Consider the following 20,469-nt stretch of genomic DNA (forward strand, 5'->3'; position numbering starts at 1 on the left):
ATAGTTCATCAACCAGATTTCATGCAAGCACTATTGTGCAGATCCTTCAAGAGGTGCGGGTCACCGCTCCTGATGCCGGGTTATTGCGCCCCTGCCGTCACAACGGCATGCGCAAGGCCTGGCGTACCAGCTCGCGCAGCGCGGCAAATGTGGGTTCCAGCGGCTGAGCGCTGGTGTCCAGCGAGAACTCCGCCTTGGAATAGAAGGCCGCGCGCCCGGCCAGGATATGGCGCAGGTCCTCCATCGCCTCCTTGCTGGCCGCCATCGGGCGGAAGTCGCCCTGCTCGCGCACCCGCTCCATATGGTCTTCCGGCTCCGCCTGCAGCCAGACTGTGGTGCAGTGGGCCAGCAACAGGTTGAAGGTGGCCGGATCAGAGACCAGGCCGCCGGGCGTGGCGATCACGGCCTCGGGATAGATCTGGATGGCTTCTTCCAGCGCGCGCCGCTCGTAGCGGCGATAGGCGTTCATGCCATACAGGCCCTGGATCTCCGAGATGCTGCAGCCGGCAAACTTCTCGATCTCGCGGCTCAGCTCAATAAAGGGGAAGTCGAGGTCTTCGGCCAGCATCCCGCCCAGCGTGCTCTTGCCGGCGCCGCGCAGCCCGATCAGCGCCACACGCGGGCTGCGCGCGGCCTGGCCGGCATTCTCGCCACCCGTGCCGAGCATCTCGCCCACGGCAATGCGCACGCGCCGCAGCGTGGCTTCGTCGCGGTGCTCCAGCAGTTCGCGCAACAGGATCCATTCAGGCGACGACGTGGTGATGTCGCCCAGCAGCCCGGCCAGCGAGCACTGCAGCGCATCGGCAATGTGCTGCAGCACCAGGATGGAAGCGTTGCCGCTGCCGTATTCCAGGTTGGCCAGGTGCCGCTCCGACACGCCGGCGGCCTGCGCGGCGGCCTTTCGGGTCAGGCCGCGGCAGGCGCGCAACTCGCGCACACGCTCGCCCAGCGCGACCAGAAACGGGTTCTTGTCAGTGCCGTTGGCAGCACGTGCATCTGAATCATGATGCAGGTCGACTTCCGGGGTTAACCCAGATTCATGCAATATAGTGCTTGACATGATTTCGGCGCGGCTCTATTTTTCATACATGCACAATAATGCATGAAGCCAGTGATGGCAACTGGCGAACCAGACGGAGCCCCCCACTATGTCCCCCACAGAATTCCGCAGCCAGATCGCGCAGTTCACCGCGCAACTGGCAGGCCGTCCGCTGGATGCCGCACTCGATGCCTGGCTCAATGCCGAGCACGGCGCCGGCAGCCCCACCTACCAGCAACTTAAGGACGCCTGCCAGGCCGGCGTGGCCGAAGGCTGGCTGTGCGACCGCGAAGGCGGCGGCATCCGCTACGGCCGCATCTTCAAGCCGGCCGACGACCTGCACGGCTTTTCCGTCGACGTGGTCGAGATGCAGGACATTGCCGGCCCGCATCACACCCATCCCAACGGCGAGATCGACCTGATCATGCCGCTCGAGGGCGACGCGCAGTTCGACGGCCGCCCCGCCGGCTGGCTGGTATGCCCGCCGGGCAGCGCCCACCGCCCCACCGTCAGCAACGGCCGCGCGCTGGTGCTCTACCTGCTGCCGGAAGGCCGCATCGACTTCACGCGCTGAGATTCCCGATGACTGAATTGCTATCCAACTATCTCGGCGGCAAGTGGCAGGCCGGCAGCGGTGCCGGCACGCCCTTGTTCGATCCCGTGCTGGGCGACGAACTGGTGCGCGTTGACGCCACCGGGCTGGACCTCGCTGCCGGCTTCGCCTTTGCCCGCGAACAGGGCGGCGCGGCCCTGCGCGCGCTGACCTATCGCCAGCGTGCCGCGTTGCTGGCTGACATCGTCAAGGTGCTGCAGGCCAATCGCGATGCCTATTACGACATCGCCACGGCCAACAGCGGCACCGTCAGGAACGACTCCGCAGTCGACATCGACGGCGGCATCTTCACGCTGGGCACCTACGCCAGGCTGGGCGATACGCTCGGCGACCGGCACTACCTGCCGGATGGCGAGGCCGCGCGGCTGGGCAAGGACCCGTTGTTCCAGTCCCGGCACGTGCTGGTACCGACGCGCGGCGTGGCGCTGTTTATCAATGCCTTCAACTTCCCGAGCTGGGGATTGTGGGAGAAGACGGCGCCGGCATTGCTGGCCGGCGTGCCGGTGATCGTCAAACCCGCTACCGCCACCGCCTGGCTGACCCAGCGCATGGTGCGCGACGTGGTCGAGGCCGGGGCGCTGCCGGCCGGCGCGTTGTCGGTGGTGTGCGGCAGCTCGGCCGGCCTGCTGGACCAGTTGCAGCCCTTTGACGTGGTGTCGTTCACCGGTTCGGCCGATACGGCCGCGGTGATCCGCTCGCATCCCGCCATCGCGCAACGCTCTGTTCGCGTGAATATCGAAGCGGACAGCATCAATTCCGCCGTGCTGCTGCCGCAGGACGGCCCCGATACCGCCGCCTTCGACCTGCTGGCGAAGGAAGTCGTGCGCGAGATGACGGTCAAGTCCGGCCAGAAATGCACCGCGATCCGGCGCGTGTTCGTGCCTGAAGCGCTGTATGGCCTGGCCGCCGAGGCGATCGGCGCACGGCTGTCGAAAGTGACCGTGGGCAACCCGCGCAACGATACGGTGCGCATGGGTGCGCTGGTCAGCCGTGCGCAGTTCAACGCCGTGCAAGACGGGCTGGCAACCCTGCGCAAGCACGCACAGGTGCTGCATGACGGCACGCAGCAGGCGCTGGTCGATGCCGATCCGGCGGTGGCCTGCTGCATCGGCCCGACGCTGCTGGGCGTGGCCGATGCGGACGCCGCCGCCGCGGTGCACGACACCGAAGTGTTCGGCCCGGTGGCCACGCTGCTGCCCTATCGGGATACCGCCCACGCACTGGCACTCGTGCGCCGTGGACAGGGCTCGCTGGTGGCATCGCTCTATGGCAGCGACGCGGCCGCGCTCGGTGCGGCCGCCGTCGAGCTGGCCGACAGCCATGGCCGCGTGCATGTGATCTCGCCCGACGTGGCGCAGCTGCACACCGGCCACGGCAACGTCATGCCGCAATCGCTGCATGGCGGCCCCGGCCGCGCCGGCGGCGGCGAGGAACTGGGCGGACTGCGCGCCCTGCACTTCTATCACCGGCGCAGCGCCATTCAGGCCAGTACCGCGGTGCTCGACGAACTCGCCTGACCGTTCAAGCCAACCCGCTTCACCGCGCCGCCACGTCCGCATGGCGGCGCGCGGCACACCGTACACCAGCAACGGGGAGACACCCATGACCGCCACGCCCGCAGAACCACCCGTCCGGCCACCCGGCACGTCCTTCAACTTTGCCGGGCACCTGCTCGGCTGCAATGCCGGGCGCGCCGGCAAGGTCGCCTATATCGATGACGACGGCCAGCTCACCTACGGCGAACTGGCGCAGCAGGTGCGGCGCCTGGCCGCGGCGCTGCTCGGCGCCGGCATCCGCCGCGAGGAACGCGTGCTGCTGCTGATGCACGACTGCAGCGACTGGCCGGTCTGCTTCCTGGGCGCGATGTACGCCGGCATCGTCCCGGTGGCCGTCAACACGCTGCTGACCGCCGACGACTACAGCTATATGCTGCAGCACAGCCGCGCGCAGGCTGTGCTGGTGTCGGCCGCGCTGCTGCCCGTGCTGCAGGAGGCGCTGGCCCGTCCGGGGCATGAAGTCGGGCAAGTGTTCGTGTCCCGTGCGCATGAGCCTCTGCCCGATGGCATGACGGCGCTGGATGCGCTGCTTGCCGCGCAAACGCCGTTGCAGGCGCCTGCCGCCACCAGTTGCGACGACCCCGGCTTCTGGCTCTACTCGTCCGGCTCGACCGGCCAGCCCAAGGGCGTGGTGCACAGCCACGGCAACCCGTACTGGACCGCGGCGCTCTATGCAGGCCCGGTGCTCGGCTTGCAGGAGCAGGACGTCTGCTTCTCTGCGGCCAAGCTGTATTTCGCCTACGGGCTGGGCAACGGCCTCAGCTTCCCGCTCAGCGTGGGCGCCACCGTGGTGCTGATGGCCGAGCGGCCCACACCCGAGGCCACCTTCCGCCGCTGGCTGCAACACCGGCCAACGGTGTTCTTCGGTGCGCCGACAGGATACGCCGGCATGCTCGCCTCGCCGGCGCTGCCGCAGCGCGCCGAGGTCACGCTGCGGCTGTGCTCGTCCGCCGGCGAGGCCCTGCCCGCCGATATCGGCCAGCGCTTCACCGCGCATTTCGGCTGCGAGATCATCGACGGCATCGGCTCCACCGAGATGCTGCATATCTTCCTGTCCAACCGCCCCGGCCAGGTGCGCTACGGCACCACCGGCTGGCCGGTGCCGGGCTACGCCATCGAGCTGCGCGACGAAGAAGGACGCCCGGTGCCCGACGGCGAGATCGGCGACCTCTATATCCAGGGCCCCAGCGCCGCGCTGATGTACTGGGCCAACCGCGAGAAGTCGCGCGAGACCTTCCGCGGCGGCTGGACCAAGAGCGGCGACAAATACGTGCACAACCCGGATGGCACCTACAGCTACGCCGGGCGCAGCGACGACATGCTCAAGGTCAGCGGCATCTACGTTTCGCCGTTCGAGGTCGAGGCCACGCTGGTGCAGCACCCGGCAGTGCTGGAGGCCGCGGTGATCGGCGTACCTGACCATGAAGGACTGGTCAAGACCAAGGCCTTCGTGGTGCTGAAGGCGGGCGCGCAGCTTGGCGACGGCGAACTGAAGGCCTTCGTCAAGGAGCGGCTGGCCGCCTACAAGTACCCGCGCGCGATCGAGTTCGTCGATACGCTGCCCAAGACCGCCACCGGCAAGATCCAGCGCTTCATGCTGCGCGAACGCGAACTGAAGGCCGCCGCAGAGCGCGCCGTCGCGGCGGCGTGAGCGGCAACGCCGCCCGCCCCGTCATACCACCATACCGGAGACAAACCATGCGTCAGATCGATGTCCACAAGCTGGCCGACGAGGCCCGCTTCAACCGCTTCCATGCGCTCATCCTGTTCTGGTGCGCGCTGATCATCATCTTCGACGGCTACGACCTGGCCGTGGCCGGCATCGCCCTGCCGTCGATCATGAAAGAGATGGGCGTGACCGCAACCAGCGCCGGCTTCATGGTCAGCTCGGCGCTGTTCGGCATGATGTTCGGCGCGATCTTCCTCGGCACCGTGGCCGACCGCATCGGCCGCAGGCGCGCCATCGCCATCTGCATCGTGCTGTTCAGTGTCTTCACCGCGGCGGCGGGCTTTACCAGCGACCCGGTGACGTTCAGCGTCACGCGCTTCCTGGCGGGCCTGGGCATCGGCGGCGTGATGCCCAACGTGGTGGCGCAGATGACCGAGTACTCGCCGCGCAAGCTGCGCGGCACGCTGGTGACGCTGATGTTCAGCGGTTATTCGGTGGGCGGCATGCTGGCCGCGCTGCTGGGCAAGGGACTGATCGAAAGCTATGGCTGGCAGTCGGTGTTCCTCGCCGCCGGCCTGCCGGTGCTGCTGGTCCCGCTGGTGCTGCGCTCGCTGCCGGAGTCGATGCCCTACCTGCTCCGCACCGGCCAGACCGACGCTCTGCAATCCGTGGTATCGCGCCTGGTGCCGTCGCATCGCGCGCAAGCCGGCGACGTCTTTACGCTGGCTGCGGACGACAAGGCCGGCAGCGCGCCGATCCGCCGCCTGTTCCAGGACGGCCGCGGCTTCAGCACGGTGATGTTCTGGGTGGCGTTCTTCATGTGCCTGTTCATGGTGTACGCGCTCAGCTCGTGGCTGACCAAGCTGATGGCCGGCGCAGGCTACAGCCTGGGCTCGGCGCTGACTTTCGTGCTGGTGCTGAACTTCGGCGCCATGCTCGGCGCCATCGGCGGCGGCTGGCTGGCCGACCGCTTGCCGATCAAGCATGTGCTGATCGGCATGTACACGCTGGCGGCAGTGTCGATCACGCTGCTGGGCTACCCGATGCCCAGCGCAGCGCTGTTCGTCGTGGTGGGCCTGGCAGGTGCTTCCACCATCGGCACGCAGATCGTCACCTATGCCTATGCGGGCCAGTTCTATCCGATGGCGGTGCGCGGCACCGGCATCGGCTGGGCGTCCGGCGTGGGACGCAGCGGCGCCATCCTGGCACCGATCGTGATCGGCGTGCTGGTTGGGATGTCGTTGCCGTTGCAGCAGAACTTCATGGCGATGGCGATCCCGGCGGTGATTGCAGTGGGGGCGGTGTCGATGATCAACCACCGGAGGTCGGCGTCGGCGCAGGCGGAAGTCGCTGCGGCGCCGGTGCGAGGAACTGTGAAGGAGGCCTGAGAGAAGTCAACCGCCAGTTGTTCGCTCCCTCTCCCGCTTGCGGGAGAGGGAGCGAACCGGCAGCGCTGAAGGACGTAGCTTACTTGCTGCCCTTCACCGTCGTGTACGCCGTAATCAAATTCCGGTAATCCGGAATATGGTTCGAGAACAGCGTGCCCAGACCCTCGATGTCGTTGCGCCAGTCGCGGTGCAGTTCGCAAGCCACACCGAACCACGTCATCAGTTGCGCGCCAGCATCCGACATCCGCTGCCAGGCCGAATCGCGCGTGATTTCATTGAAGGTGCCCGAGGCATCGGTCACGACAAAGACTTCGAAACCCTCTTCGATCGCCGACAACGCCGGGAAGGCCACGCACACTTCGGTGACCACGCCGGCGATCAGCAGCTGCTTCTTGCCGGTGGCACGCACCGCGGCAACAAAGTCCTCGTTATCCCAGGCGTTGATCTGGCCCGGGCGCGGAATGAACGGCGCGTCAGGGAACATGGCCTTGAGCTCAGGCACCAGCGGTCCGTTGGGACCATCCTCGAAGCTGGTGGTCAGCACGGTCGGCAGCTTGAAGTACTTGGCCAGGTCGGCCAGTGCCAGCACATTGTTCTTGAACTTGTCGGGCTCGATATCCCGCACCAGCGACAGCAGGCCGGCCTGGTGATCGACCATCAGGACTGCGGCCTGGCTCTTGTCAAGGCGCTTGTAGGGCTTGCTCATGGTGTGCTCCTGTCAACAAAAAAAGTACGCACGCTTGGCTTGAGCCACGCGTGCGTACCCCTGGGTATGCCGTGCGTTACCGGCAAGGCGTCAGCGCTGGGAGTCCAGCACCTCGTGCTTCTTCTCGACGTCCTGCGCCTTGAGATAGCTTTCAATCAGCAGGCGGTAGGCCGGGAAGATCTGCGTGTAGACCTCGGCCCATTCCTGCGCGTCCGGACGGTTCCAGCTCTGCTGCAGCTCCGAGGCCACGGCGGCGGTATCCATCGGCACCACGCCGGCCTGGACGACGCGCGCCAGGGTGATTTCCTGCGCCATCTTGGAATACGTGCCCGACGCATCGATCACCGCGAACACCTTGTAGCCGTCAGCCACCGCGCTGATCGACGGGAATGCCATGCACACGCTGGTGATGGTGCCGGCGATGATCAGGGTCTTCTTGCCGGTCTCACGCACCGCGGCGACGAAGTCGGGGTTGTCCCAGGCGTTGATCTCGCCCTTGCGCGCGACGTATTTGGCATGGGGGGCGTTTTCGTGGATTTCCGGGATCAGCGGGCCGTTCGGGCCTTGCGGCACGGATGCCGTCGTGATCACGGGCAGCTTGCACAGCGTCGCCATCTTGGCCAGCGCGGCCGCACGGGCGCGCAGCTCAGGCATCGGCATGTCGCCAACGGTCTGGAACAGGCCACTCTGGTGGTCGATCAGCAGCATGGCCGTATCGGCGGGATCCAGTACCGGACGCTTGCCGTTGAAATTCGCGGGTGTGGTCATTTGGCTTTCTCCTATGCGGTTGGCGAAACCGGCGACTCCGGGCAATCCTCAAGCCGACCGTGTGGCCAAAGCATAGGTCTTGGCAGATCGCATCGCTAGGATGGAAAATCTGCCCTCAGCGTCCTACTGGCAGGACGACAGGAGCCGCCCGCTTGCATCCCGACCTGAATGACCTGTATTACTTCGCGCAGGTAGTCGATCACCAGGGCTTTGCGCCCGCCGGGCGCGTGCTCGGCATACCCAAGTCCAAGCTGAGCCGGCGCGTGGCGATGCTGGAAGAACGCCTGGGCGTGCGCCTGATCCAGCGCTCGACGCGGCGCTTCTCCGTGACAGAACTGGGGCAGACGTACTACGCCCATTGCAAGGCCATGCTGGTGGAGGCCGAAGCGGCCGAGAGCGCGATCGAGCAAACCCGCGCCGAACCCAGCGGCCTGGTGCGCATGAGCTGCCCGGTGGCGCTGCTGCACGCACGGGTGGGCGACATGATTGCGGATTTCATGGCGGCCAACCCCAAGGTCATCGTGCACCTGGAAGCCACCAACCGGCGCGTGGACGTGGTGGCGGAGGGGATCGACCTGGCCATCCGCGTGCGCGTGCCGCCACTCGAAGACAGCGACCTGGTGATGCGCGTGCTGGCCGAGCGCGCCTGGTGCTTCGTGGCCAGCCCGGCGCTGCTGGCCGGCCATGGGCCGCTGCTGGCACCCGCGGACCTCAACGCGCTGCCAACGCTGGACCTGGGGCCGCCGCGCCCCTCGCACACCTGGTCGCTATACGGCCCCGATGGCGCCAGCGCCGAGCTGCACCACAAGCCCCGCCTGGTCACCGACGACATGATCATGCTGCGCACCGCGGCCGTGGCCGGTGCCGGCATCGTGCAGCTGCCGGTCATGATGATGACCGACCAGCTGCGCGATGGCCGGCTGGTAAAAGTCCTGCCGGACTGGTCGGTCAGGGGCGGCGTGATCCACGCCGTGTTCCCGTCACGGCGCGGGCTGCTGCCTTCGGTGCGTGAACTGATCGACTTCCTGTCGCAGCGCTTCGCGCAGATCAGCGAACTCTAGGCATCGCAAGGCGGCCGCGCCAGGGGCACTGCCCGTCACGCGGGCAGGATTGGCCCGGAAGTGGTATCATCCAGGATCCTATGCACGGATCGGCAACGCCCGACCTCTGTGCGCCAGCCGCAAACAATCCCACAAAAGCATTAGCGGCGGCTTATCGGGCGTACACCCGATGCGTCTTTGGGCCAGCCGATGCAGAACGGCCCACCACCCTATCCGACCAGCGGCACGTCCGCTCCGCAACGATCGCTCCTGTACCTGGCGCATCGGCCTGCGCAGGCATGGTCCACTTCACGCCAGATGCAACGCCTGCGCAGCCGCGCGGGCCCGACGCTGGCCTACAGCAACGGCGAACGGCCGCCACCGCGCGACGCCTGCATCGGAACGATGCTCCGCGCCCCTGCGGCCGTGCCTCAGAACAGGCATCACATTGAATCGAGTCAACCCTACCCCTTACACCGTTTCCGTCTATCCCATCCAGCAGGAACCCGGCCTCTGGTTCGCGACCTACATGATTGCGGAATACCGCAATGGCGCCGAACGCATCGTCGCCAACGTGGCAATGCGCCACGACACGCACCGCTCTGAAGCCCGCGCCAGGCAGTCCGCCCGCCGTGCCGGCGAACGCGCCGCAGCACGCCTGCGCCAGCAGTAAGCCAGGCACCGTAAGCCCCATCCCATCGGCCAGTTGGTGTCCAGTTGGCCGTCACAACAGCTCGCGCACAAGCGGCGCGGCTACAGCAAGGAGCCTCCTTGGCAAAAGAAGAACTGGTCGAATTCGGCGGCAAGGTGTCGGAAGTCCTGCCCGACAACCGTTTCCGCGTGATCCTGGAAAACGGCTTCGAAGTCTGGGCGTATTCGTCCGGGCGGCTGAAGAAGAACCGCATCCGCGTGCTGGCGGGCGACCGCGTCACGCTGGAGATGTCGCCCTATGACCTCACCAAGGGGCGCATCAACTACCGGCACAAGTCGTAGGCCGTCGTCATGGCATGCGCCGCGCCGGCGCGTGCCGTCCCGCTAACGATTCATCCCTCAATCAAGGAGAACCGATCATGTCCGTCATCGAAGAATGGGAAGCCGTGCACCTGACGCCCGAAGGCTGGCAGGCAGGCAGTTACCGGCATGCACCGTGGCAGGCGGTTGAAGTCGCACCGCCCGCTTCCGGCGTGCTGACCGTCAGGCGCCACGTAACGGCCACCTATTGCGGGCCGTCGCGCGCGGTTGAAGACCGTACTCCCGAGATTACCGACATGGCGCTGATCGAAGCGCTGCTGGAGCGCCACGGCGACCCGGTATTCCAGATCTGACTGACCTGGCTTGACGACTGCGTGCGGCCTCAGCCAAGCACGCGCACATGCGGCCGGGCCGTCCTGAGCCCCGCGCCGACCGGCCTCAGTTCGCCGTCCCATGGCGCGGCGGCGAGGTCCAGCACCGCATCGCCTTCGCGCGCCTTGTCGTGCAACTGGTCGCGTACCACCTGGCCAATGGCCAGGCGGCACAGCACCTCGCCGCTGGCGGCAAGCTGGCCCTGCAGGGCCCCTGGCTCGGCCAGCACGCCGAACGACCGCCGCCCCACACCCACGAAGCTGGTGAACAGCACCCCGGTGGGGCGCTCCGCATCGATAAAGCAGACTGCAACGTGATAGGTGATGCCTTTGCCCTCACCGGGCAAAGTGCACAGAAAACCAGATGATCCCGAACGCATGTCCATGAACGGACTCCTTGCAGTCTGACGGATAGCGCCGCGCCTGTCTCCCCGCTCCGCAACTTGGCCTGTGACCAGGCCGCGCTACGGAACCGGATACCTAGATCGACGTCACGGATTCGCCGGCGACCAGGCCATTGATGATGTCTTCGCCGAACTGCAGCGCGCCGCGGCGCGCCGAGCCGATGTTCTCCCAGCGCGACTCGCTCATGGGGTACACGCGCGCATGGTCGCTGCCAGGGCGATAGCCCTCGCGGCAAATCACGATCGACGCGAGGAAGCTGTTGTCGGGCTTGGTGCGCGGCCAGGCCTGCTCAGGCCGATGGCGATAAACCAGGGGATACAGATCGAAACCCTTGTAGCTGGCAAAGGGCGTACTGCCGGGAACAGTGTTGCCGGGACTGCGGCTGGGACTGCTGTCGCTCACGACATCTCCATGCGGCATCGTGCCGCGCTGATGGGAAGGATTGCTGAACTCATTGGATCACGCGCACGGCATGAGCCATGGCCCGGCGCGGGCGTCAGCGGCGCAAATGCACCACGGCGCCAGGGCCCGTCGTCGGAGCTTCAGGATGCCATCGGCGCGCCGGCCGCTATTACCGACACCCCCGGCACCGCGCCATTGATGATGGCCTCGGCATAGCGCAACGCACCGCGTCGCGCGCCACCGACGTTATCCCACGGTGCGGCGTCCAGGCGGAACGTGCGCGCCTGCATGCCTTCTGGCGACTCGCCTTCCAGGCAGATCACCACGGCAGCATCGAAGGAACGGTCCGGCCGCGGCTCGGGCCACACGCGCTCGGCGGCGTGCTTGTACACAAGGGGATAGAGGTCGTAGCCCTTGTAAGTTGCAGCCGGATAGATATCCATGGCAGCCTCCGCCGTTTGGTGATCCTGCCCCCACTCTACGCTTGTTGCCGCGCCAGCAGTGGCTTTATTTCACGGTTGCGGGGAATTGCGGCAACGGAAATAAAAAAGCTCCGCGTTGGCGGAGCTTTTTTCATTGGACTGGCGCCTCGGCGCTCAGCTCAACTCAGGTCGGTGCGATTCAGATCGGCTCGATCTTGGTCGCGGCCGGGCCCTTTTGGCCGACGCCAGCGACGTAACGCACCTTCTGGCCTTCTTGCAGCGACTTGAAGCCGTTGCCCTGGATTTCGGAGAAGTGCGCGAACAGGTCGTTGCCGCCTGCATCAGGCGTAATGAAGCCAAAACCCTTCGAATCGTTGAACCACTTGACGGTACCGGTTTCCATGTTGGATTCCTCAATAAGTTTTTTCTCACCGGCAAAAGCGCCGGCAAGGCATGACGATCAAGGAAGACACAAGGAGAAAAAGTGGCGCCGTGTGGGCAAGCACCTGGACTTCTAGGTTGCTGCTTGAAAGATCCTGCACTCATCCTTATACAGGCCCCACCCAGGCGTGTCAACGAACTTCACCGGATCGGGCCCAAATCACGGGGAAAGTGCGGGTTGAGGGTCTCGCCGGGCGAAATCCTGTGTATGCGGCATGTACCCCTCCCACTTCCGGCCCCGAAGGCGCCAGCATGCTACAGTGGCCGATCGAACGGAACAGACACGGATGACACTCTGCACTGCCTGCCAGGCCATTGAACGCCACGTGCGCGGCGCCCCCGGGCACGCGGCACTGCGCATCACCGACACCCGACGCATCAAGCCCGCCGGCTCCGCCGCCGTCACCATCAGCAGCTTCGTCTGCCAGGACTGCGGCGCGCTCTGGACCTACCGGGACCAGAAGAGCGGCCCGGAACAGGGGTGGGACATCCATATGGAAGCGCAGCAGCCATAACGCCTTCCGCGGCGCAAAGAAAAACCCCGGGCCAGGGCCCGGGGTTGCGACACCTGCCGGCCCGCCGAGCGGGCCAGTCCGGTCAGGCCGTCACGGTCGACAGCGCGGCGTTCAGCGTCTGGCTCGGGCGCATCGCGGCGCTGAGCTTGTCGGCTTCCGGCATGTAATAGCCGCCGATATCCACCGGCTGGCCCTGCACGGCGCCGAGTTCGCCAACGATCTTCTGCTCGTTGTCGGTCAGCGTCCTGGCCAGCGGCGCGAACTTCGCGGCCAGTTCGGCGTCCTCCGACTGGCCGGCCAGTTCCTGCGCCCAGTACATCGCCAGGTAGAACTGGCTGCCGCGGTTGTCCAGCTGGCCGGTCTTGGGCGACGGGCTCTTGTTGTTGTCCAGCAGCTTGCCGGTGGCAGCATCCAGCGTCCTGGCCAGGATCTTGGCCTTGGCATTGCCGGTCTTGATGCCAACGTCTTCCAGCGACACCGCCAGCGCCAGGAACTCGCCCAGCGAATCCCAGCGCAGGTGGTTTTCTTCCACCAGTTGCTTGACATGCTTCGGAGCCGAACCGCCGGCGCCGGTCTCATACATGCCGCCACCGGCCATCAGCGGAACGATCGACAGCATCTTGGCGCTGGTGCCCAGTTCCATGATCGGGAACAGGTCGGTCAGGTAGTCGCGCAGGATGTTGCCGGTCACCGAGATGGTGTCCAGGCCGCGGATCACGCGCTCCAGCGTGTAGCGCATGGCGCGCACCTGCGACATGATCTGGATGTCCAGGCCGTTGGTATCGTAGTCCTTCAGGTAGGTCTCGACCTTCTTGATCAGCTCGGCTTCGTGCGGACGGTACGGGTCCAGCCAGAACACCGCCGGCATGCCCGAGTTGCGCGCGCGCGTCACGGCCAGCTTGACCCAGTCGCGGATCGGCGCGTCCTTGACCTGGCACATGCGCCAGATGTCGCCCTGCTCGACGTCCTGCGTCAGCAGCACTTCACCAGTGGCCAGGTCGACGATGTTGGCGACGCCGTCTTCGGCGATCTCGAAGGTCTTGTCGTGCGAGCCGTATTCTTCGGCCTTCTGCGCCATCAGGCCCACGTTGGGCACGGTGCCCATGGTGGTCGGGTCGAAGTTGCCGTTGGTCTTGCAGAAGTTGATGATCTCCTGGTAGATGCGGGCAAAGGTGCTTTCCGGGATCACGGCCTTGGTGTCCTTCGGACGGCCGTCGGCACCCCACATCTTGCCGCCGATGCGGATCATGGCCGGCATCGAGGCATCCACGATCACGTCGTTGGGCGCGTGCAGGTTGGAAATGCCCTTGGCCGAATCCACCATCGCCAGTTCCGGGCGATGCTCGTGGCAGGCGTGCAGGTCGCGGATGATCTCTTCGCGCTTGGAGCTGGGCAGCGCCTCGATCTTCTCGTACAGGTTGACCAGGCCGTTGTTGACGTTCACGCCCAGTTCGTCGAACAGCGCGCCGTGCTTGGCGAAGGCTTCCTTGTAGAAGATCTTGACGGCGTGGCCGAACACGATCGGGTGCGACACCTTCATCATGGTCGCCTTGACGTGCAGCGACAGCATCACGCCGGTCTTGCGCGCGTCTTCGAACTGCTCTTCATAGAAGTCGCACAGCGCCTTCTTGCTCATGAACATGCTGTCGATGATCTCGCCATCCAGCAGCGAGACCTTGGGCTTGAGCACGATGGTCTTGCCGCTCTTGGTGACCAGCTCCATCTTGACGTCACGCGCGCGGTCCAGGGTCATGGACTTTTCGCCGTGGTAGAAGTCGCCATGCTTCATGTGCGCCACGTGCGTGCGCGAGGCCATGCTCCACTCGCCCATGCTGTGCGGGTGCTTGCGCGCGAAGTTCTTGACCGCTGCCGGTGCGCGGCGGTCGGAGTTGCCTTCGCGCAGGACCGGGTTCACGGCCGAGCCCAGGCACTTGGAATAGCGCTTCTGGATTGCCTTTTCTTCGTCGTTCTTCGGATCTTCCGGATAGTCCGGCACCTTGTAGCCCTTGCCCTGCAGTTCGCGGATGGCGCTGACCAGCTGGTGCACCGAGGCGCTGATGTTCGGCAGCTTGATGATGTTGGTGTCCGGCAGCTGGGTCAGCTTGCCCAGCTCGGCCAGGTTGTCCGGCACGCGCTGCGCTTCGGTCAGGAATTCGGGGAACTCGCCCAGGATACGGCCCGCCACCGAGATGTCGCTGGTGGTGACGTTGATGCCGGCGGGCTTGGTGAAGGTCTGGATGATCGGGAGGAACGCACTGGTCGCCAGCAGCGGAGCTTCGTCGGTCAGCGTGTAGATGATGGTGGGTTGCTGGGTACTCATTGCTTCTCTCAGATCCTCGAACGGGTGGTAGGACATCCGCCTGCTGGGTCACAGCGCGGCAGCATACTAGGCGAAAAATAGAATTTTGCCTCAGTTTGCTTTCAGGGGCCTGAAAACCCACTGCTTTTTGCGCGGCTATCGGCAGAAATCCGGATGCCGGTGCCGCGTTGGGCCCGCCCGCACAGCATGATCGTTCGCAGATTGCACCGGCACGGTGCCCATATCGCATCTACGCTGCGACGCAACATGCCGGGGCCGTGCGCCCCACGGATCACAGTTCTGTCAAACTTGGCGCCGACAATGCAGGGTTTTGTCCTCTTCAACGCCAAGGAAAACCACAATGTCTCGTCATTTGCTGCTGGCCCCGGCGGCCATCGCACTGGGCTGCCTGGGCGCGGCGCAGGCGTGGGCGCAGGCCCCTGTCGCCTACCCCGCCAGGCTGGCAGGCCACGCGGTGCTGCCGGCCCAGACCCTGCTTGCCGTGCCGAAGGACGCGCCCGCTGACCTGCAGGTCAGCGGTAAGTTCACCACCGCGCAGCGCGTGGACACGCCGGGCACGGTCGAAGGCAAGTCCAATGGCCGCCCCACCGGCGTGTCGCTGCCGTTCCGCGGCCAGCCGGCACAGGGGCATTCCGGCATCAAGCGCATGGCCGACGGCAGCTTCTGGGTGCTGACCGACAACGGCGCCGGCGCCAAGGCCAACTCGCCGGACTTCATGCTGTACCTGAACCACTACAAGGTGGACTTCGGCAGCGGCCGCCTGCAGCGCCTGAAGACCATCTTCCTGCACGACCCGGACCAGAAGGTGCCGTTCCGCATCGTCCACGAGGGCACCAGGCAGCGCTACCTGACGGGGTCGGATTTCGATACGGAGAGCTTCCAGTTCGCCGACGGAGCGATCTGGATCGGCGACGAGTTCGGCCCGTTCCTGATCAAGGCGGACCTGGACGGCAAGGTGCTGGCCGTGTTCGACACCAAGGTCGACGGCAAGGTGGTGCGCTCGCCCGACCATCCCGCCGTCACCGCGCCCGGTGCGCCAGACGGCAGCGTGAAGTTCCAGGTGCGGCGCTCCAAGGGCTTCGAGGGCATGGCGTCCTCGCCCGATGGCAGCAAGCTGTACGCGCTGCTGGAAGGCGCGCTGTGGGACGAGGCCGCCAAGGGCTACGAGAACGAAGGCGGCAAGCCCTACCTGCGCGTGCTGGAGTTTGATGTCAGGCAGCAGGCCTGGACCGGCCGCCACTGGAAGTACGTACTGGAAGGCGCCAGCCACGCCATCGGCGACTTCAACATGTTCAATGCCACCACCGGCCTTATCATCGAGCGCGACAACGGCGAAGGCACGCCGGACAAGGCCTGTCCGGCCGGGCAGAAGCGCCCGGACTGCTTTGACGATGTGGCGAAGTTCAAGCGCGTGTACAAGGTCGAGCTGAGCGATGCCAACGCCGGCGGGCCGCTGCGCAAGATCGGCTATATCGACCTGCTGCGCATTGCCGACCCGGCCAAGCTTGCGCGCAAGCCGTTGACCGATGGCGTGCTGGCGTTCCCGTTCTTCACCATCGAGAACGTCGACGTGGTCGACGCCACGCATATCGTGGTGGGCAACGACAACAACCTGCCCTTCAGCAGCAGCCGCGAGCCGAACAAGGCGGACGACAACGAACTGGTGTTGCTGGAGGTGGGGGAGTTCCTGAAGGCGCGGTGAGCGTCTGCTGTGATGGGGGGTGCTCCCCTCTCCCGCTTGCGGGAGAGGGGAGAAAACAAACAGGCTACGCTTACGCCGCCAGCCTGAACGTCGACACCGCCTCCTTCAGCCGCTGCGCCTGCTCCTCCAGCGAGCCTGCTGCAGCAGCGGCCTCTTCCACCAGCGCCGCGTTCTGCTGCGTCACGGTATCCATCTGCGTCACCGCCTGGTTGACCTGCTCGATCCCGGCGCTCTGCTCGGCCGAGGCCGCGCTGATCTCGCCCATGATGTCGGTCACGCGCTTGACCGCGGCAACGATCTCCACCATGGTCTGGCCGGCCTGCGTCACCTGCATGGAACCCTTCTCGACGCGATCGACCGAATCGCCGATCAGCGCCTTGATCTCCTTGGCTGCGGAAGCGCTGCGCTGCGCCAGCGTGCGCACCTCGCCCGCGACCACGGCGAAGCCGCGGCCCTGTTCGCCGGCGCGCGCGGCTTCCACCGCGGCATTGAGCGCCAGGATATTGGTCTGGAAAGCGATGCCTTCAATCACGGCGATGATGTCGACCACCTTCCTCGACGCGCCGTTGATCTCCTCCATGGTCTCGGCGACCTTGCCCGCCGCGTCGCCGCCCTTCTCGGCGATGTCCGAGGCATTGACCGCCAGCGTGCTGGCCTGGCGCGCGTTGTCGGCGTTCTGGCGCACGATGCTGGTCAGCTCTTCCATGCTGGCCGCGGTCTGCTGCAGCGACGAGGCCTGTTCTTCCGTGCGCTGCGACAGGTCGGTGTTGCCGGCCGCGATCTGGCTGGTGCCGGACACGATCGACTCGGTGCCCGCGCGCACCTGGCGCACGATGCGCAGGATATTGGCGTTCATGTCCGCCAGTGCCTGCAGCAGCTGTCCGGTTTCATCGCGGCTGTCGACGTCGATGCGGCTGGTCAGGTCGCCCGACGCCACGGTGCGCGCCACCGCCACGGCGCGATGCAGCGGCCGCGTGATGCCTGCCGTCAGCCATACCGAGAACGCGATGCCGATCGCCAGCACCACCACGCCGAGCCCGATCAGGCTGTTGCGGGCGTTGACGTAGATGCTGTTGATCTCGCGCGCGGTGGCGTCGATGCTGGCGCGCTGGATGTCGAGCAGCTTCTGGATCTCGCCCAGGTAGGCGTCGCCGGCCGGGACGAACTCTTTCTCCAGCACCTGGTTGGCCTCTTCGGTCAGCCCCTCTTGCTTGAGTTTGGTGATCTTGTCGCGGCCGTTGTTGTACGGGTCGCGCACGCTCAGGATCTTCTGGAATGCGGCCTTTTCCTCGGCCGAGCTGAGCATGGGCTGGAGCTTGTCGCGCAAGGCGGCGATGCCTTCGATCGACGCCTTGGTCTCGGCCGCGAAGAACGCGCCGAGCGACGGGTCGGCACTGCGCGCCACCGCCGTGGTGCGGCGCACGCTGGTGTGCATGAGGCGGTACCAGTCGCTGACCAGCCGCTCCTTGGTCAGCGGCTGCTGCATCATCGCGTGCGTGCGCTCAGCCACCTGTTGCAGGCGCATCATGCCGAATACCGTCATGAGCGCAGAAAGCAGCAATACCACCCCAAAGCCGATGCCGAGGCGTACCCCGATGCCTAGATTCTTCATGTCTTCTACCTGATTAGCACTGGTTACGGCGAAGTGCCGGTCCGCGCCTGGGACCGGCGCGGCGTTCTTCGCTCTCATCGTCCGCGGACGGGCCCGGTCGGGCCGACGCACTTGCGGGCTATGGATGCCAACGGCATGGGGTCCGGAAACTTTAGGGTCTTCCTCGATTGACGGCCAGAAGTGTGCGGATACCGGCTATAGTGGACAGGAACCCGGCCGAAGGGCACGCTCCATCCCCGCCGCCGGCCACCCTGCCAGTCCTTCCAGAAGGAGACCCAGCATGGCCACGCCTCCCAATCCCTTTGCAGACTTCACCAAGATGATGGAACAGTTCCGCCTGCCGGGCGTGGACATGAGCGCGGTAATGGAAGCGCGCCGCAAGGACATCGAGGCCCTGACCGAGGCCAACAAGCTGGCCTATGAGGGCATCCAGGCCCTGGTGCAGAAGCAGCAGGAGATCTTCGCCCAGACCATGCAGCAGCTGCAGGCGGCCGCTCAGCAGTACAGCACCGCGGGCAATCCTGCCGAGGCCATGGCCAAGCACAGCGAATTCGTGCAGCAGCAGCTGCACCAGGCACTGGAGAACATGCGCGCGCTGGCCGAAACCGCGCAGAAGGCGCAGGCCGAAGCGCTGGCCGTGATCAGCAAGCGCGCCGAGCAGAATGTGAAGGAGGCTGGCGAGTTGCTCAAGCCGAAATCCAAGGGCTAGCCCAGGCCACCGCTAGCGCTGCTCGGGCGGGACCGGGGCGATCGCCCCGGCAAAGCGGGCATGCACCTCGAGGTCCACCGGCCGGTGCTTGACCCTGGTGCTGGCCGGGTTGTTGCCGAGGTAGTTGCCGTTCTTCCAGTCGCGTGCCGGGCGCACCGGACGCGGCACGAAGCCGCCCCCGCAGTTCGGGCAGACATTGCGGAGCGTATCCACGCAGTCTGCGCAGAAGGTGCATTCGTACGAGCAGATACGGGCTTCGGTCGATGCGGGTGGCAGGGGCTTGTTGCAATGCTCGCAGCCCGGTCTGAGTTCCAGCATATCGCTTGCGGTGAACGATTGGGGATCGACGCTATCGTAGCCGCATTTCCGCTGACGGGGCTCGCTCGTTCCAGCGCACCACCGCAGCCGGCCCCGGCCTGATGCCCGGCGCCGCCGAGTTGCTGCGCTACCAACGCAAGGATTTCGCGGTGGACCTGCAGGCGGACGGGTCGGTGGCCGCGGTCAGCAACAGCCAGGCCTGTGGCAAGGCCACGATGGCTTCTACGAACTGGCCCGCTACCCCGAGGCCCGGCCCTTCGGCGCATGGGCCAAGGCGCTCACGTTTGAAGAAATCGAGCGGGCGGATACCGTTTCCGGGCGTTATATCAACCATCCTTTCGGCAACGGAAATGAATGCCGCGACCGTGTCTCTGGGCATCGCCGGACGTCCCAAGGCTCGATGCTCCCCTACATCGGCCTGCGATAGTGAAGCCTCGTCGCACTGGCTTATCGCTCCCCCTTACCGCACCCACCCCCTCTCCATCAACGGCACATCCCACGGCGGCTCGCCCTGCAGCCTTTCCGCCAGGTAGTCCACCAGCACCCGCACCTTCAGCGCCTGCCGCTGCGTGGCCGGATACACGGCGGCGAACTCGAACGATGACAGCGCATAGTCGTGCAGCACCGGGACCAGCCGGCCGGCCAGCAGGTCTTCGCTGGCGACCAGCGTGGGCAGGCAAACCACGGCGGCTCCGCTGACCGCATAGTCGCGCAGCAGGTGGACGGAGTTGGTGCGCATGCGCGGGGCCAGGTCGATCTCGACCGATTCGGCATCGCGCGAGAAGGTCCACTTGTTGCGGGTCGGGTAGGCGGAGTACAGCGCCACCTTGCTGCAGATCAGGTCCGCCGGCCGCTCCGGCTTGCCCCAGCGTTCAATGAACTCCGGGGCCACGCAGAAGATCCGGCGCAGTGTGAACAGGCGCCGCGCGATCAGCGAATCGTTCTGGGGCGCGAAGATCTGGAAGGCCACGTCGAAGCCTTCCTCGATCGGGTCGATGACGCGGTCGTTGACGACGACGTCCAGTTCGATATCCGGATACTGCTGGCTGAAGCCGGCCAGGATATCGGCGAAGTGGCCAATGGCGAAGCCGGGCAGCACCTGGATGCGCAGGCGCCCCGCCGGGGTGGCGCGCAGGTCGCGCATCTGGTCGGTCAGGTCGGCCAGGTTGGCGACCACGTCGGCACATTGACGGTAGTAGGTCTCGCCCACTTCCGACAGGCGCACGTGCCGCGTGCTGCGATGGAACAGCGGCGCGTTGATGTACTTCTCGAGCTGCTGCACGCGGTGGCTGACGACGGAATTGGTCACACCGAGCTGGCGCGCGGCCTCGGCAAAGCTTAACGTGTCCGCGACCCTGACAAAGGCTTCGATACTGAGAAAACGGTCCATGGCAAACCCGTGCGAAGAGGATCATGACCCACCGCAGTGCTACCATCTGGCCCTCGCCGGGCCAGCAAGGCCGACAACGTGCCGCGGTTGCTTGCACAACGGTGGGGCGCG

The 20,469-nt window shown here is 65.9% G+C and carries 22 protein-coding genes; 11 read left to right on the top strand and 11 right to left on the bottom strand.

What is annotated here, in order from left to right:
• Positions 1–97: 97 nt before the first annotated feature.
• Positions 98–1,060, bottom strand: coding sequence for a helix-turn-helix transcriptional regulator (locus AC3WRI_RS24115; RefSeq protein WP_011617543.1), 963 nt, complete (start codon positions 1,058–1,060; stop codon positions 98–100).
• An 88-nt stretch (positions 1,061–1,148) separates the two neighbouring features.
• Between AC3WRI_RS24115 and AC3WRI_RS24120 the strand changes: the two genes are divergently transcribed.
• The 4 genes from AC3WRI_RS24120 to AC3WRI_RS24135 all read left to right on the top strand — a co-directional run bounded on the left by AC3WRI_RS24120 (position 1,149) and on the right by AC3WRI_RS24135 (position 6,265).
• A complete protein-coding gene (locus AC3WRI_RS24120) occupies positions 1,149–1,613 on the top strand; it encodes a DUF4863 family protein (protein ID WP_010812842.1) in 465 nt (154 codons plus the stop codon).
• 8 nt (positions 1,614–1,621) lie between these two features.
• The gene (locus AC3WRI_RS24125) at positions 1,622–3,169 is read left to right on the top strand and encodes a 3,4-dehydroadipyl-CoA semialdehyde dehydrogenase (protein ID WP_492294237.1); all 1,548 of its coding nucleotides are present in this window, start codon (positions 1,622–1,624) and stop codon (positions 3,167–3,169) included.
• 85 nt (positions 3,170–3,254) lie between these two features.
• Positions 3,255–4,859, top strand: coding sequence for a benzoate-CoA ligase family protein (locus AC3WRI_RS24130; RefSeq protein WP_058696524.1), 1,605 nt, complete (start codon positions 3,255–3,257; stop codon positions 4,857–4,859).
• 47 nt (positions 4,860–4,906) lie between these two features.
• Positions 4,907–6,265, top strand: coding sequence for an MFS transporter (locus AC3WRI_RS24135; protein ID WP_010812839.1), 1,359 nt, complete (start codon positions 4,907–4,909; stop codon positions 6,263–6,265).
• A 79-nt stretch (positions 6,266–6,344) separates the two neighbouring features.
• On the opposite strand, the gene ycaC is transcribed toward AC3WRI_RS24135, so the two are convergent.
• Positions 6,345–6,971, bottom strand: coding sequence for an isochorismate family cysteine hydrolase YcaC (gene ycaC / locus AC3WRI_RS24140; protein WP_010812838.1), 627 nt, complete (start codon positions 6,969–6,971; stop codon positions 6,345–6,347).
• 90 nt (positions 6,972–7,061) lie between these two features.
• Positions 7,062–7,739 (bottom strand): isochorismatase family protein, encoded by a 678-nt coding sequence (locus AC3WRI_RS24145; protein ID WP_010812837.1) that lies wholly within the window; start codon positions 7,737–7,739, stop codon positions 7,062–7,064.
• A gap of 152 nt (positions 7,740–7,891) precedes the next feature.
• Here AC3WRI_RS24145 and AC3WRI_RS24150 point away from each other — a divergent pair, with 152 nt between their 5' ends.
• The 4 genes from AC3WRI_RS24150 to AC3WRI_RS24165 all read left to right on the top strand — a co-directional run bounded on the left by AC3WRI_RS24150 (position 7,892) and on the right by AC3WRI_RS24165 (position 10,104).
• Positions 7,892–8,800, top strand: coding sequence for a LysR family transcriptional regulator (locus tag AC3WRI_RS24150; RefSeq protein WP_010812836.1), 909 nt, complete (start codon positions 7,892–7,894; stop codon positions 8,798–8,800).
• 427 nt (positions 8,801–9,227) lie between these two features.
• Positions 9,228–9,452: a hypothetical protein gene (locus AC3WRI_RS24155; RefSeq protein ID WP_037023361.1), complete on the top strand. Its 225-nt coding sequence runs from the start codon at positions 9,228–9,230 to the stop codon at positions 9,450–9,452.
• A 98-nt stretch (positions 9,453–9,550) separates the two neighbouring features.
• Positions 9,551–9,772 carry a translation initiation factor IF-1 gene (infA, locus tag AC3WRI_RS24160; protein ID WP_008646230.1) on the top strand — a complete coding sequence of 74 codons (222 nt, stop codon included), beginning with the start codon at positions 9,551–9,553 and terminating at the stop codon, positions 9,770–9,772.
• A 77-nt stretch (positions 9,773–9,849) separates the two neighbouring features.
• A complete protein-coding gene (locus AC3WRI_RS24165; protein ID WP_010812834.1) occupies positions 9,850–10,104 on the top strand; it encodes a hypothetical protein in 255 nt (84 codons plus the stop codon).
• 29 nt (positions 10,105–10,133) lie between these two features.
• Here AC3WRI_RS24165 and AC3WRI_RS24170 read toward each other — a convergent pair whose 3' ends face one another.
• From AC3WRI_RS24170 to AC3WRI_RS24185, 4 genes are all read right to left on the bottom strand, one after another.
• Positions 10,134–10,508, bottom strand: coding sequence for a hypothetical protein (locus AC3WRI_RS24170; protein WP_010812833.1), 375 nt, complete (start codon positions 10,506–10,508; stop codon positions 10,134–10,136).
• Between the two features lie 94 nt (positions 10,509–10,602).
• Complete coding sequence (locus AC3WRI_RS24175; protein WP_010812832.1) at positions 10,603–10,929, bottom strand: hypothetical protein; 327 nt, start codon at positions 10,927–10,929, stop codon at positions 10,603–10,605.
• A gap of 140 nt (positions 10,930–11,069) precedes the next feature.
• Entirely contained in the window at positions 11,070–11,372 is a 303-nt protein-coding gene (locus AC3WRI_RS24180) for a hypothetical protein (RefSeq protein WP_010812831.1), read from the bottom strand.
• 178 nt (positions 11,373–11,550) lie between these two features.
• Positions 11,551–11,754, bottom strand: a complete 204-nt coding sequence (locus tag AC3WRI_RS24185) for a cold-shock protein (protein ID WP_010812830.1) — start codon at positions 11,752–11,754, stop codon at positions 11,551–11,553.
• Positions 11,755–12,079: 325 nt separating this feature from the next.
• Here AC3WRI_RS24185 and AC3WRI_RS24190 point away from each other — a divergent pair, with 325 nt between their 5' ends.
• The gene (locus AC3WRI_RS24190; protein WP_010812829.1) at positions 12,080–12,307 is read left to right on the top strand and encodes a hypothetical protein; all 228 of its coding nucleotides are present in this window, start codon (positions 12,080–12,082) and stop codon (positions 12,305–12,307) included.
• Positions 12,308–12,389: 82 nt separating this feature from the next.
• On the opposite strand, the gene AC3WRI_RS24195 is transcribed toward AC3WRI_RS24190, so the two are convergent.
• A complete protein-coding gene (locus tag AC3WRI_RS24195; RefSeq protein ID WP_011617548.1) occupies positions 12,390–14,627 on the bottom strand; it encodes an NADP-dependent isocitrate dehydrogenase in 2,238 nt (745 codons plus the stop codon).
• A gap of 340 nt (positions 14,628–14,967) precedes the next feature.
• Between AC3WRI_RS24195 and AC3WRI_RS24200 the strand changes: the two genes are divergently transcribed.
• A complete protein-coding gene (locus AC3WRI_RS24200; protein WP_011617549.1) occupies positions 14,968–16,329 on the top strand; it encodes an esterase-like activity of phytase family protein in 1,362 nt (453 codons plus the stop codon).
• Between the two features lie 70 nt (positions 16,330–16,399).
• Here AC3WRI_RS24200 and AC3WRI_RS24205 read toward each other — a convergent pair whose 3' ends face one another.
• Positions 16,400–17,941, bottom strand: a complete 1,542-nt coding sequence (locus tag AC3WRI_RS24205; RefSeq protein WP_011617550.1) for a methyl-accepting chemotaxis protein — start codon at positions 17,939–17,941, stop codon at positions 16,400–16,402.
• Between the two features lie 280 nt (positions 17,942–18,221).
• On the opposite strand from AC3WRI_RS24205, the gene AC3WRI_RS24210 reads away from it, so the two are divergent.
• On the top strand, positions 18,222–18,650 hold the full coding sequence (locus AC3WRI_RS24210) for a phasin family protein (protein WP_010812825.1): 429 nt from the start codon (positions 18,222–18,224) through the stop codon (positions 18,648–18,650).
• 12 nt (positions 18,651–18,662) lie between these two features.
• Here AC3WRI_RS24210 and AC3WRI_RS24215 read toward each other — a convergent pair whose 3' ends face one another.
• Both AC3WRI_RS24215 and AC3WRI_RS24220 read right to left on the bottom strand, forming a co-directional pair.
• Entirely contained in the window at positions 18,663–18,968 is a 306-nt protein-coding gene (locus tag AC3WRI_RS24215; RefSeq protein ID WP_010812824.1) for a DUF1272 domain-containing protein, read from the bottom strand.
• 460 nt (positions 18,969–19,428) lie between these two features.
• The gene (locus AC3WRI_RS24220) at positions 19,429–20,358 is read right to left on the bottom strand and encodes a LysR family transcriptional regulator (protein ID WP_010812822.1); all 930 of its coding nucleotides are present in this window, start codon (positions 20,356–20,358) and stop codon (positions 19,429–19,431) included.
• Positions 20,359–20,469: the final 111 nt, after the last annotated feature.

Source organism: Cupriavidus sp. FW305-27, assembly GCF_058787995.1.